General features: G+C 69.7%; 13 protein-coding genes. 10 read left to right on the top strand and 3 right to left on the bottom strand.

The window, feature by feature from the left end; translation table 11 throughout:
• Positions 1–69: 69 nt before the first annotated feature.
• Positions 70–924 carry an aminoglycoside phosphotransferase family protein gene (locus tag E0504_RS42865; protein ID WP_243657872.1) on the top strand — a complete coding sequence of 285 codons (855 nt, stop codon included), beginning with the start codon at positions 70–72 and terminating at the stop codon, positions 922–924.
• Positions 906–1,583, top strand: a complete 678-nt coding sequence (locus tag E0504_RS42860) for a methyltransferase domain-containing protein (protein WP_306769348.1) — start codon at positions 906–908, stop codon at positions 1,581–1,583. Before E0504_RS42865 ends, E0504_RS42860 begins: the two co-directional genes overlap by 19 nt.
• Positions 1,584–1,775: 192 nt before the next feature.
• Here the strand turns inward: E0504_RS42860 and E0504_RS42855 are convergent, their stop codons facing one another.
• Positions 1,776–2,174 (bottom strand): hypothetical protein, encoded by a 399-nt coding sequence (locus tag E0504_RS42855; RefSeq protein ID WP_131627239.1) that lies wholly within the window; start codon positions 2,172–2,174, stop codon positions 1,776–1,778.
• Between the two features lie 857 nt (positions 2,175–3,031).
• On the opposite strand from E0504_RS42855, the gene E0504_RS42850 reads away from it, so the two are divergent.
• The 6 genes from E0504_RS42850 (at position 3,032) to E0504_RS42825 (ending at position 7,578) form a co-directional block, all read left to right on the top strand.
• Positions 3,032–3,214 carry a hypothetical protein gene (locus E0504_RS42850; protein ID WP_165938794.1) on the top strand — a complete coding sequence of 61 codons (183 nt, stop codon included), beginning with the start codon at positions 3,032–3,034 and terminating at the stop codon, positions 3,212–3,214.
• Positions 3,214–3,417, top strand: a complete 204-nt coding sequence (locus tag E0504_RS42845; RefSeq protein ID WP_131627237.1) for a hypothetical protein — start codon at positions 3,214–3,216, stop codon at positions 3,415–3,417. Before E0504_RS42850 ends, E0504_RS42845 begins: the two co-directional genes overlap by 1 nt.
• The gene (locus E0504_RS42840) at positions 3,414–3,821 is read left to right on the top strand and encodes a hypothetical protein (RefSeq protein ID WP_131627235.1); all 408 of its coding nucleotides are present in this window, start codon (positions 3,414–3,416) and stop codon (positions 3,819–3,821) included. Before E0504_RS42845 ends, E0504_RS42840 begins: the two co-directional genes overlap by 4 nt.
• A gap of 168 nt (positions 3,822–3,989) precedes the next feature.
• Complete coding sequence (locus E0504_RS42835) at positions 3,990–4,319, top strand: hypothetical protein (protein ID WP_131627233.1); 330 nt, start codon at positions 3,990–3,992, stop codon at positions 4,317–4,319.
• A gap of 84 nt (positions 4,320–4,403) precedes the next feature.
• Entirely contained in the window at positions 4,404–6,080 is a 1,677-nt protein-coding gene (locus E0504_RS42830) for an FtsK/SpoIIIE domain-containing protein (protein ID WP_373693995.1), read from the top strand.
• A gap of 94 nt (positions 6,081–6,174) precedes the next feature.
• Positions 6,175–7,578 (top strand): replication initiator, encoded by a 1,404-nt coding sequence (locus tag E0504_RS42825; protein ID WP_131627229.1) that lies wholly within the window; start codon positions 6,175–6,177, stop codon positions 7,576–7,578.
• A 394-nt stretch (positions 7,579–7,972) separates the two neighbouring features.
• Here E0504_RS42825 and E0504_RS42820 read toward each other — a convergent pair whose 3' ends face one another.
• The gene (locus E0504_RS42820; protein ID WP_207974673.1) at positions 7,973–9,493 is read right to left on the bottom strand and encodes a recombinase family protein; all 1,521 of its coding nucleotides are present in this window, start codon (positions 9,491–9,493) and stop codon (positions 7,973–7,975) included.
• A 335-nt stretch (positions 9,494–9,828) separates the two neighbouring features.
• Between E0504_RS42820 and E0504_RS42815 the strand changes: the two genes are divergently transcribed.
• Together E0504_RS42815 and E0504_RS42810 are read left to right on the top strand one after the other, a co-directional pair.
• Positions 9,829–10,923: an adenosine deaminase gene (locus E0504_RS42815; protein WP_020463376.1), complete on the top strand. Its 1,095-nt coding sequence runs from the start codon at positions 9,829–9,831 to the stop codon at positions 10,921–10,923.
• Positions 10,920–11,546: a DNA-3-methyladenine glycosylase I gene (locus E0504_RS42810; protein ID WP_112105612.1), complete on the top strand. Its 627-nt coding sequence runs from the start codon at positions 10,920–10,922 to the stop codon at positions 11,544–11,546. The genes E0504_RS42815 and E0504_RS42810 overlap by 4 nt, the downstream gene beginning before the upstream one ends.
• 25 nt (positions 11,547–11,571) lie before the next feature.
• Here E0504_RS42810 and E0504_RS42805 read toward each other — a convergent pair whose 3' ends face one another.
• Positions 11,572–12,933 (bottom strand): PfkB family carbohydrate kinase, encoded by a 1,362-nt coding sequence (locus E0504_RS42805; RefSeq protein WP_131627225.1) that lies wholly within the window; start codon positions 12,931–12,933, stop codon positions 11,572–11,574.
• Positions 12,934–12,985 lie beyond the last annotated feature (52 nt).

Genomic DNA, 12,985 nt, shown 5'->3' with positions numbered 1-12,985 from the left:
ATAAGAGATATGGATGTAAAGACCCTCTTGCTGACCGACTTGGCCAGTCAAGCCGCACTGGGATGGCCCGTGAGCCGTCAAGAGGTACGGGTGTGGGCGCTGTCCGGAGTGGAGCGGGTCCGCTTCGCAAATGGCGAAACTCTGATATTCAAAGCGGCGCGGGAGCCGTTCACCGCTGAAGCTAAAGTGCTTTGGCACGTCCACAGGCGGGGGGTCCCTGTGCCGTATCTCCTCACCAGCGCTATTCGCGGTGGCATGCTCGGCATGCTTCTAGAAGACCTCGGAGACCCTGTCCGTGACGTGACCTTGGCCGACGGGGTGGATGCTGCGGTCGCGGTGCACAAGGTGGATCACATTGACGGGCTAGCCGTCTTGGACCGGGAGGCATTGGCGGCACTGCCTAGCCAGGCAATCACCAGCTTGCAGGATTTGCGCGCTGAAGGCCGATGGACCGACAGCGACTTGGATCGCCCTCTGTCGCTGCTGGCTAATGAGGCGGATCGGCTTGCCAGTGGTGCCGACATCCCCCCGTTTTCGCTATGCCACAGTGAGTTCCATCCGACAAGCCTGCATATCGGCGTTAACGGTTGGCGTCTCATGGACTGGGCGCGGGCGTTCACCGGTCCGGGCCTGTTGGATCTGGCGTCATGGCGCGGCACCCAGGCATGGGCAGACCCAATAAGCCTCAAGCGTATGATCTCGGCGTACGTCCAGGCCGGCGGCGCGGCCGAAGCTTCCTATCATCGAGCGGGCCTGCCGCCGGAATACTGGGCCTTGGGCTGGCACCGACTGTGGATCATCGCTTGGTATCTTGAACAGGCCACAAAATGGATGCCGGATCGGCAACAGGACGAATTCGCCGCGAAGGTCGTCCGCCGGCATCTCGATGAGGCGATGACATTCCTGTGGGTACGCACGCTGTGAACGTCGCGGTATGGGAACGGCATGCCCGTTCCCGTATCGCGGCCGGCGACCTAGAGAGCCCTCCTCGTGAGCCATCATTCGCTTGGACTCGAAATAGGCAGGCGGACCCGGGAATAGCTCTCCTGGGCGATGTTACCGGCAGGCGAGTTGTCGAACTTGGCTGCGGGACAGGAGAAAATCTAGCCTACCTGGTCGACATCTGCGGGGCGCGCGGTATCGGAATTGATGCGGCGCCCTCTCAGATACTCCGGGCCCGTTCACGGTGGCCCAAGCTTGACGTCCGGCACGTAGAAGCACTCCGCTACCTTTCCGCATGCGATACCTTCGATGTTTGCTATTCCATATTTGGCGCAGTTGGACTCTGCCCTACGAAACCATTGCTTGCGCTAATCGGGTGCAGGCTCGCTCCAGGCGGGATTCTGGTATTTTCGGTACGCGCTTTAGACAACCGTAGGAGTTCCGTGGCCGTGTCCGACAGAACCATCCGGTGGCACCTACATCATCCGCATCAGTGGGCGGGTATCCTCGGGCGCGCCGGCTTCACTGACGTGCAAATCGATCAGGCAGATCGCGACCTATCACCCTCAACGCTGATTATTACGGCGCGTGCAACTGAAGTTGATATTCCGGAATCGCCGATGACCAGAAGAATTCGGTGAAGAAGGTCTGAAGGCTTTCCGTTTCGAGCTGACGGCCCCGTGATCTTTCCCGCCCTTCCTCGTCTGGCGGATGTGGTCCGGGGCCGTCGTCGTTGTCGGGGTATGGAACAGCCCCGGGGCGTGTCCGCTGGTGTGGCGGGTGCCCCGGGGCTGTGGGGTGTGCTGGTGGTGCGCGGGGTGGTGGTGTGCGGGTCATGCGGCTTTGCGTCGCTGCTGCCAGATCTCCCAGGCGATGTCGTGGAGGTAGGTGCCTTCGCGTCGGGGTCGACGAAAGGCCCCGGGGGTGATCCCGATGCGTTTGGCGGCGCGTTTGCGTCGGTCTTCGATCCCGGTGTGCCAGGTTCCGGGTTCCAACCCGAGCATGATCCGCATCGCTGCTCCGACGTTGGGCCCGAGAGGCTCGGTCGCGTCACGGATGATCTGCTCGGCGGCGATGGCCCGATCATCCGGGCTGCCGGTGTGGCTGGGGGTGAGCAGGTCGACCAGGTGCGGCGCGTGGGTGGCAAGGCGTGTGGCGCGGACGCCGTGGCGCATCGCCTTCCGGAGCTGCTGGGTGAGCGTCGGAACGTCGATCGGGTGTTCGGTCGTCATGTGCGGTCCGGCTGGGGCCGTTGGTCGGCCCCCGCTTTCCCCCGCCGTTCCCTCCTTTCGTGTGTGTCGCCCGGAACGCGGGGGTTCGGGGCAACGCTGAGCATTCTGACACGTTGGACCACGTCTTGCGGTGTTTGCGTCCACTAGCCTCCAACAACGCGCCCTGTGATCACCTGGCGCCTGTCCGGGTCTAACCTGTCCGATCCGGTGCCGCACGCTTTCCGGCGGGGTGCGCGGGTGACGTCTTCGGACACGCGGCGTGCCGGGGCCTGTGGGCGCTGCGGTGTCTGCATGCAGCAAGGATGCCGCCTATCGGGGGCTATCGCAGGCTTCTGGACGCTGCTGCCGTTACTCGGGTCCGTGCTGTTGTGCCGGCCCGTGCCGGCCCGTACCGGAACGTGCCGACTCGTGCCGGAACGTGCCGCCCCGTCCGGCCAAATATTCCGGGTCTGACTGGCACTTAAGTGGGGGTTGGGGTCGCGCCGAGGCTCCCGCGGCCCACTCCACGGCGCCCGACAACCACCCCCAACACCGTGTGGCGCAGCTCACAAAAGTCTGCGTGGGGGCCAATCGGGGCTGTGAGGGCCCGGTCCGGGAGTGCTTCGGGGCCGCTGCGGACGGGTCCGCAGGTCGGGGTGGCTGACCTGGGGGTGTGCCAGTCGTGTGCCACTGGCGTGCCGGGTGCGGTGGCGGGCTGCTGCCGCCGTGCGGCCTTTCCTGTGCCGCTTTGATGCTGGTTAGAGGCCGGTTAGCGGTGCAGCGCGCTGCCAGCGTTTCGAGGAATGCTGCGTGCACGGCGGGAAACGCCCCGCCAGATGCCCGCAAGGGGCGTCACGTCTTTCCTCGGAAGGTGGTTCATGGTGGCTCGGTATGTGTATCGGCGGTCGTTGTGGTGGACGTTCGCGAAGATCTGCGCGGCGGTGTGCGCGCTGTATCTGGTGCTCGCGGCGGTGGAGTGGGCGTTCGAGTCGGCGCCGTATCTGGTCCTCGGGTCGTTGACGGTGGCTGCGGGTGCGGTGGCTGCGCGGGTGATCCGCTGATGGGAGAGGAGCTGACCCGGCGGCAGCGCATTCTGTTCTGGGGTGCGCTGCTGGCGCTGAATGTGGGGATCGCGGTCGCGTCGTTCTCGGTGATGGCGGTCCTGGGGGTTCTCACCCGGCCGGACTCGGCTCCGTCGGCGCCGGCGCCGGTGTCGGTGTCGGTGTCGGTGGACCACGTGGACCGGATGGAGGTGTCGCGGTGACCCTCCCGGATCTGGCGGATCTGTGGGTGGAGCTGGACGGGGCGGTTCGGTACGGGGTGCGGGCGCAGGCGCTCGTGGAACACGCCCCGAACTTGGTCCGGCTCCTGGTCCCGGACGACACAACCCCCCTGGTCATCAGGGCTATCGCCGCGGAGGGACTGCTCCGGCTGGCGGTGACGGGCCTGGGTGGGGCGCAGGGTGCGGCGGTGGCGGCGCTGGTTGGGCTGGCGGACGGGATGGGCGGGCAACCCCTCGGTGTCCGGCGCGAACATGCGGCGGCGGCGTTGGGGCTCACCGGGTGGGCGTTGCAGAAACCCGCCCGTCGTGACGGCCTGCTCCTCGGGCTCGCGGTCGAGGTCTGCCGGGTACTCCACACGGTCCGAAACGACCAGCGCCGGCCGTAGAACAGACCCCACTGCGGGCGGTCCGGTTCCTCTTTCTCGCTCGTGTCCTTGTTTTGTCCTGCGAATTTCCCGAAAGTCGGCTGCCCTTTTCCTGCTCGGCGGGTGGATCGTCGAAGGGCGATGGCGGCCGGTCAACACCCCCAGTCAACAATCCTCGGAGGTTTTCTGATGCGTGTTATCCCGATCGACATGGCGGCGTTCACGGTGACGCTGGCGATGGGTCCGGCGGCGCCGGTGATGGAGATGGACAACAAGAGCCAGCGCGCTAACACGGACGGCGAGGCTCTGTATCAGGTCCCGGTCGCGTTCGGAATGGCCGACGGCACGGCGAGTGTGGTCAACGTGCGCGTGGCGGGTGCGGCTCCGACGGTGCAGGTCGGCGCGCCCGTGGTGATCACGGGTCTGGTCGGGCGGGTGTGGGAGATGGGCGCCCGTCACGGCATCTCCTACTCCGCGGCGTCGGTCCGGCCGGCGGGTGGGTCGCCCTCGAAGGGCTGAGCAGACGGGGCGGCGGTCTGACCCAGTGTCGGGCCGCCGCCCCCTTCCCGGTTCTGGCTGATCTTCATGTGAAGGGTGGTGGGTGTGGTGCCGGTGTTGCAGGTGCGGGCGGGCAGGCTGCGGCCGGACAACTTCCGGCTACGGCTGCGTCCCTCGGTCTGGGAACTCGCGGTCAAGTACGGGGCTCGGACACTGTGGGGGTGGCGCCGTGAGCTGGGGACGCTGCTCGGGCTGGTGTGGCTGCGCGGTCAACTCACCGGACTGTTCGGCCCGGACGGCGGGATGGTCGCGCTCGGCGTGCTCGCCGTGCTGGTCCTGGTCGTGCGTCCGTGGCGGGTCGCGGTGCTCGGCTGGCTGGGCGTCGGGCGGCTGCGGCGCCGCTGGTCGGCGGCGTGTCGGGCGTCCGGCTTGGAAGTAGCGGGGCGCTCTCCAGGGATACGGCGGGTGCGACGTACGGCGGCGGGGCGAACCTTCCGCGTCCGTCTGCGTCCCGGCCAAGACGTGAACGATCTGCAACGGGTCGCGTTGAAACTCGCGGCGGCGCTCGGGGGCCGTGATCTGCGGATCGCTCCGGACTTGGCGCATGCCGGGCGGGCGGATGTGGTCCTGGTGAACCGGGAGGCGCTCGGGGCCACGGTCGGCGCGGTGGACCTCGACGGCGGTGCGGCCGATCTGTCGGATCTGGATGCGGTGCCGGTCGGGCGGCGTGAGGACGGCGGCCCGTGGCTGCTACGGCTACGCGGCTCCCATGTCCTCGTCGCTGGCGCGTCCGGTGCGGGTAAGGCATCGGTGCTGTGGTCGATCGTCCGCGCACTCGCGGTGTCGATCCGCTCGGGGCTGGTCGAGGTCTGGGCGGCCGATCCCAAGGGCGGGATGGAGCTGGGGTTCGGTGAGCCCCTGTTCAGCCGCTTCGCCACGGATATCGGGGGCATCGCGGATCTGCTCGAAGACGCGGTGGGCACGATGCAGCGGCGTACGGGCTGGCTACGCGGCCGGACCCGGCTGCACACCCCCACCCCGAAACACCCCCTGATCGTGATCATGGTGGATGAGATTGCCGCGTTGACCGCCTACGCGGCGGACCGGGAAACCAAACAGCGGATCTCCGGGGCGCTCTCGCTGCTGCTGTCCCAAGGGCGTGCGGCCGGTGTCGTCGTGATCGGCGCGGTCCAGGATCCGCGTAAGGACGTGGTGCCGTTCCGGGACCTGTTCCAAATCCGGGTCGCGCTGCGGATGAAAGCCGCGGAAGCCAACCTCGTGCTGGGCGATGACGCCTACCTGCGCGGTGCGTGGACCGACCGGATCCCGATGTCGCTGCCTGGTGTCGGCTACGTGCTGGAAGACGGTGATCCCACCCCCGTGCGGGTGCGCGCCGCGTGGGTGGACGACCAGGACATCCACACCATGGCCGCGCAGTACGGGCAGGCACCGCAGTGGGCTGCCCCGGCCTGGGCTGCGCTGCCGCACAGTGCTCCGGCGCCGAAGCTGCCCCGGCTCGTCCCGCCCACGGCGGCGCTCGCACCCCCGCCCCCGCCGGTTCCCCCCGCCACGGCGAGCCCGGCGGCCGGTCGCGGATGGGTGCCTGATGTGAGCGCGTACCGCGTGGACGACGACCCCACGATCCCGTTGCGGGCCCTGCCGCTTCCCCCACCCCCCGCGCTGCCTCCGGTGCCTCCGCCGGCGGCGGACGACGGTAGCCCCGCGTCCGAGGCGCTGTGGGAGCGCTTCGCGCGCCGTAACCGGCCCCCTGGCCAGAGCTAACCCCCCTCCTCTCTCCTTCTCGTCGCATGGCCGTACCGGCCTGGTTGTTCGTGCCGGGCCGGTACGCGCCGTGCCCGAAAACAGGGACACGATCATGAGTGAGGCTTCCCCCGACGATCGGCCGATCGCGGGCGGCTGCTCCCGCCCGATCCGCCTATCCGGACATGTTGACCATGTAGATACCGCGACCGGTGAGATCCGGCGCGCAGTGGACAGCGCGACGCTTCCCGGTGGGGTGCTACACGTACGGTGCAACAACCGGCGGGAGTCCGCCTGCCCTGCCTGCTCGGCGGTCTACAAGCGGGACGCGCGGCGCCTCGTCCTGGCGGGGCTGGCGGGCGGCAAGGGTGTCCCGGACACGGTCACGGGGCATCCGGCGTGGTTCGTGACGTTGACGGCGCCGTCGTTCGGGCCGGTGCACTCCCGGCGTCAGCAGGGCGGGAAAACCGGTCCGGTGCGGGCGTGTCACCCCCGGCGGGGACTCTGTCCGCATGGTCGGCCGGCGGGCTGCCATGAGCGGCACCATGCCGAGGATTCCCGGCTCGGCTCGCCGATCTGCCCGGACTGCTACTCCTACGGCCGGACCGTGGTGTGGAACGCACTCGTTCCGAAACTGTGGAAGGCCACCCGCGACGCCACCGAATCCGCAGTAGCGGCGGCGGCCGGATTGACCGTGGCCGGGCTTCGACGCGCGGCGCGGCTGTCGTTCGTCAAGGTCGCGGAAATGCAGGCACGCGGCCTGGTGCATCTGCATGTGGTGGTCCGGGTCGACGGGCCCGACGGTCCCGACTCGGCTCCCCCGAGCTGGGCAGATGGGGAGCTGGTCGCGGACGCTCTGCGGGGCGTTGTCGGATCGGTGGCGGTGCCGGCTCCCGACCCGGACGCGGGCACCCTCGACGCCACGGCACCCGACGGCGGGTGGGCGGTGCGCTGGGGTGTGCAGGTCGACATCCGCCGGATCGCGCTGGACGGGCCCACCGACGTGGGGCGGGTCAGTAACTACCTGGCGAAGTACATCACCAAGTCGGCGGCGGCCGGTGGCGCGTTGGATCATCCGGTGCGGTCGCTGGCCGCGCTGGGGCGACTGGTCCTGGCTCCGCATGTCCGCCGTCTGGTGGAGACCTGCTGGCGGCTCGGCCATGACCCGGCGTTCATCGCGGCCTTGGATGCAGCACTCGGCCGTGACTCCGGTGATGTCCCCCGGCTGCTGCGCTGGGCCCACCAGATGGGCTTCGGTGGCCACTGGCTAACAAAATCGCGGAAGTACTCCACGACGTTCGGGGCGTTGCGGACGGTGCGGCGGGTGTGGTCGCGCACGATCGGTGCGGTCCTGTCCGGGCGGGTGCCGGTGGATGCGTTCGGCCGCCTGGACGGTGATCCGGCAACGGTCGCTGTCGGGGAGTGGGTGTACTCCGGGCGTGGCCTGTACGGCGGGAACACCGACCCACCTGACGGCGCGGCTGGGTCGGGTGCGGATGTCTGGCTGGCCGGGCTATGAGCAGCGAAGCTGCCTTTCAGCCCTCACTCTTCGACGACGATGATGACCATGATCCCACCGTTACGGGCATCACTCCGCCTGTTCCGCCGGTGGCTGGCCTGGGGACGGGTCCCGAAGGGTCCGATGGTCCTTCGGTTGGTTTGTCGGTTGTGGAGTCTGGTGCCGGTGCTGCCAGCGCGGCCCGGGTGTGGGTGGGCGGGTGGGCTGTCAGCGGCCCGGTACCACTCCCACGTCCCGATCTTGATCCGGTGCTCGTGGAACGGGTGACGGCCCGTGCGCGACAGCTCGCGGCCACCCTTGCGGCACAAGGGCCGCTAAGCGGCGAGCAAATCCACCTGGTGCGGGAGGTCCTCGGCCCGGTGCCGCGTCGGCACCGGACCCCCGGTCCCTCCGGTTAGACCTGCTCGCGCGTGCGACGCTCGATGCGGACCGTGTCCGGGTCGAAACCGCCGCGTCCGCGTCGTCCGGGCAGGATCTCGACCGTCACCAGGGCACGGATGATCGCCCTGCGGCGTGGTAGTCCCAACGTCGGCCAGTGCGCGGCGATGTCCTCGATCGCTAGCAAGCCGTCGAACGCGGTGTCGTACGCTGCCGCTGCCTGCTTCCGGCGGATCTGTTCCAGCTCAGCACGAAGCGTGTCGACCTGCGACCGGCGCATGATCTTCGTGATCTCGTCGGACGGGTCGTCACCGGCCATCTCCACACCCAACGCTGCCGCGCGGGCCCGTGCCGCGTCGCCCTGCGCGGAGAGGGCGAGTACCTCCGCGGCATGCGCCGCGTCCGCTGACACCCACTGCTCGATCACCCCGGGTGTCCCCAACAGCTCGACCACCGTCGTCTCTACCAACAGATCGATCGGGGCGGACACGCGGCGGATACCTCGGCACCCCCCACGCTCGGGCGGCGGGCACAGATAGGTCGGGGACATCCGGCCGTCCTGGGCCCGACCCAACAGCGGCGCGGTGCACTTCCCACACACCGCGATCCCAGACAGCAGATGCCGGGGCCGGTTTGACCAACCCGGCGGGACCATCCGGTGGCGCAACCGGGCCACCAATCGGTGATGTGTGTCCACGCTGAGGATCGGCTCCCACGTGCCGGCGCCGATGACCTCCCCTCGGTGGACACGCAATCCGGCCAACGCGGGATTGGTCAAGATCCCGCGCAACGCGGGCACGGTCCAGGTCTTCGCGCGCACGGTCGGCACACCGGCGTCGGTCATCTCCGCGGCGAGCATCCCCAACCCATGACCGTTGATCAATACCCGGTCGGCCAGGAAACGGATGATCTCGGCTTCGTCGTCGTTGATCGTCCGCTTTGTGCCGTAGCCGTAGCACCGGCCACCGGGCGGCAATCCCGCCTGGGCGCGCTGGTCGGACTCGTCGCGGTGCCGCTCGGACATCTGCTCAATCTCGTAGGTGTCCAGCTCGCCCAACAGACCGGCCACCACCCGACCGGACGACGACGACAGGTCGAGGTCCTGGCCCTTGGTCGCCACGATCCGGATCCGGCGCGCGGCCCACGTCTCCAGCGCGTTCGCCCGTTCGATCCGGTTACGCCACAACCGGCCGGTCATGTAGACGACCACGACCGCGACCGACCCATCGTCGACCGCCGTCGCGAGACGCTCGTACTCCGGCCGGCGCTTCCTCTTCGACGCTGAGATGTCGTTGTCGACCATCGGCCGGACCGCCAACCGCCACGTCGGCTCGGCCGCGATCCGCTTCAACGCCAGCATGATCTGTCGGGCGACTCCCTTCGCGTCGTGCTCGTCGTCCTGGCTGATCCGGCCGTAGATCCCGACCGGCACCGGGCAGGCAACCGGATCACGGGCCAGCAACTCGGCCAACAGCGCGCGGGCCTCCTCGCTGATGACCTGATCCCAGGTCATCAGCGACTCGTCGGACATCACCATGTTCGCGACCATGGTTCAATTATGTCCCGAATGGTGCGTCCCGATAGACTCATTCACCCGCCACACACCATTTTGGTGTGTATGGATTGTTTCTATTTGGGTTATTTGTGAATCTGCTGGGTGGCTGGTGAACCGCGGTGCGCTGGGATGTGTGGGCGACGGTGTGCCGGGCTGTGGGGTGCGGTGTGCCGGGGTGCGGGGTGCGGTGCATGGGGGTACGGGGGGCGGGTGGTGCGGGTGGTGCGGGTGTGGTGGATTGGGGCGCGGTGTCTGCTCGTCGTCATGTGGCGGACGGCGAACTGTCGGTGGGGTGGCCTACCGTCAGGGAGGTGAGCGTGGACATCCCTGCTGGCCAGGCCAGCGAGAAGATCACTGAGGCTGCGATCCGCCGGGTTCCCAAGGTCCTGCTGCACGATCATCTTGATGGTGGCCTGCGGCCCGCGACCATCGTCGAGCTGGCTGACGCCACCGGGTACACCAGGCTGCCGACGACCGATGTCGACAAGCTCGGTACCTGGTTCCGTGGAGGTGCGCACACCGGGTCGCTCGTGCGGTACCTGGAGACGTTCAGCCACACGGTGGGCGTCATGCAGACGCCTGAGGCCGTGGCCCGGGTGGCCCGCGAGTGCGCCGAGGATCTGGCCGCCGACGGGGTCGTCTACGCGGAGGTCCGGTTCGCCCCGGAACTCCACGTCGAGCAGGGCATGTCGCTCGACGAGGTGGTCGAGGCCGCGTTGGACGGCTTCCGTGCCGGCTCGGCGGGAACCGGCCTGCATGTGCGCGCGCTGGTGACCGCCATGCGCCACCAGGCCCGCTCGCTGGAGATCGCGGAGCTGGCCGTCCGGTGGCGGGAGGCCGGGGTGGTCGGGTTCGACATCGCGGGGGCGGAGGCGGGCAACCCGCCGACCCGCCACCTGGACGCGTTCCAGTACATCCAGCGGGCGAACGGGCACTTCACGATCCACGCGGGTGAGGCGTTCGGGCTGCCGTCGATCTGGGAGGCGCTGCAGTGGTGCAACGCCGACCGGCTGGGGCACGGCGTGCGCATCGTCGACGACATCACGGTCGACCCGGACGGAAACGCCACCCTCGGGGATCTGGCCGACTACGTGCGCGATGTCCGTGTCCCGCTGGAGATGTGCCCGTCGTCGAACGTGCACACCGGGGCGGCGCCGAGCATCGAGCGCCATCCGATCGGTCTGCTGCGCAGGCTGCACTTCCGGGTCACGGTGAACACCGACAACCGGCTGATGAGCGGGGTGACGCTGTCCAGCGAGTTCGCGACCCTGGTCGAGACGTTCGGCTACGGCTGGTCCGACATCCGCTGGCTGACCGTGAACGCGATGAAGTCCGCCTTCCTCCCATTCGACCAGCGTCTCGCGCTGATCAACGAGGTCATCAAGCCCGGCTTCGAGGGGCTCGTCCCGTGACCGGGTTGTCCGACCTGGCAGCCGGGGTGGACGGGCGGTCGCGGTGTCCCTGGGGGCTGTCGACGCCGCTGTACGTCGAGTACCACGACACCGAGTGGGGCCGGCCCGTTCGGGACACTGTCGGCCTGTTCGAGCGGATGACGCTGGAGGCGTTCCAGTCCGGGCTGTCGTGGCTGACGATCCTGCGCAAGCGTCCGGCGTTCCGGGCGGCGTTCGCGGGGTTCGATCCGGCCGCCGTCGCCGCGTTCGGCGCGGGCACGGTCGAGGCACTTCTCCTGGACGCCGGCATCGTCCGCAACCGGCGCAAGATCGAGGCGACGATCGCGAACGCCCGCGCGGTGCTCGCCCTGACCGAGCCGCTGGAGGAGTTGGTCTGGTCGTTCGCGCCGCCGCCCCGCCCGGCCCCGGCCCGGCTCGCAGACGTCCCGGCGGTGACCGCCGAGTCCAAGGCGCTGGCGAAGGCGCTGCGGGGGCACGGCTTCGTCTTCGTCGGCCCGACCACCGCGTATGCGCTCATGCAGGCGTGCGGGCTGGTGAACGACCACCTCGCCGGCTGCGCGGCGCGGGACGCGGCCGGCGAGCCCGCCGCCCAGCCTGCCGGGCTGACCGTGCCTGCGGGCTGACCGCATCCCCGGCGGCCCGCCGGGGTCAGGTCATCCAGCTGCGGGGGCCGAAGGTCTGGACGGAGCGGGCGGCGACCCGTGAGGCCTCGCCGAGGGCTCCGACCAGCTCGTCGGTCGCGAGCGCGCCGTGGGCCATCATCCAGGCGAAGGCGCCGTGGAAGACGTCACCGGCGCCCAGGGTGTCTCGGGCGGCCACCACCGGGGGCAGCACGTGGCCGCGCCGTTCCGCCGTGGCCCAGCGGATGGGCCCGGGGCCGTCCGTGACGGCGACGAAGAACGGCCCGTAGCGCAGCAGCAGGCCGAGGATGTCCGCGCCGGGGTCGAAGCCCGGGGGGCGGAACGCGGTCGAGCAGATCACGACGTCGACGAACGGCAGGATCTGCTCGGTGCCGGGCTTCCAGCTTCCGCCGTCGAGGAGGACCGGCGGGCCTGAGCCGCGCAGCGTGCGGAGCAGGCCGATGGCGGCGTCGACCTGGTGGCCGTCGAGCACGACCACGTCGGCGTCGGCGACCGCGGCCGCGGCGGAGGTGTTCGCGGTGCACCGGGGGACCATGCCGTGCGTCGAGGTCACCGCACGCTCGCCGGTCTGCGAGGTCACCATGACCGCTGACATCGGGAGGGCGTAGGACATCGCCGACTGGCCGGCCAGGTGGCCGGCGGCCGCCGTGTTCGGCCCGGTCTGGACGGCACCGGCCAGGCCGGCCATCCCGCCGAGGACGCCGGCTCCACCGAGCCCGGCCCCGCCGGCCACCCCGTGGCCGCCGATCCCGCCGTGGCCGCTGATTCCGCCGTGACCGCCGATCGCACCGTGACCGCCAGGCCCACCGTGGCCACCGCCGGGTCCGTTGCCGTGCCCACCGTGCCCGCCGCCGTGGGCGCCGCCGACCGGGCCGTGCACGTGGCCGGCCGGCTTGACCGCCCCGGCGGGGCTGTGGGCCGCGCCGCCGGGCAGGCCGGGCCCGCCCCGGCCGCGTACGTGCGGGTATCCGGTGAGCGGTCCCGCCGGGCCGTAGCCGGAGCGGGTGCCGCCGGAGCGCAGTCCGGTGGGCGGGCCGTGCTGGCCGGCGGGACCGGCCACTCCCTGCGCGGCGAGGGCTCCGTAGGGACCGGCTGCACCGTCGCCGGACTGCTCCGGCACCAGCTCGATGTGTCGGACCCCGTAGCGCGCGAGATCCGCGTGCACGAGCGCCGCGGCCGGGGACGTGCCGATGGCGCTCACGAGGCAGGCCCGCCCGCCGAGGTAGGCGAACGTCACCGCGGCGTTCGTCGCAGGCCCGCCCGCATTCATGGCGAAATCCCGCGCCACACACTTCTCGTCGGCACCTGGAAGCCGATCCACGAGGTAGACCGAATCAAGCGTCGTCAGGCCGACGAAGACGCCTTTCATGGGCCCATTATCCGGCCTGGGCCGGAGTGACAGGCCTGTTCAGGCGGGGGTG

It is taken from the genome of Parafrankia sp. BMG5.11 (genome assembly GCF_004337455.1).
Note: the sequence above shows the minus strand (reverse complement) of the source record. Positions and strands in the feature narration are given on the sequence as shown.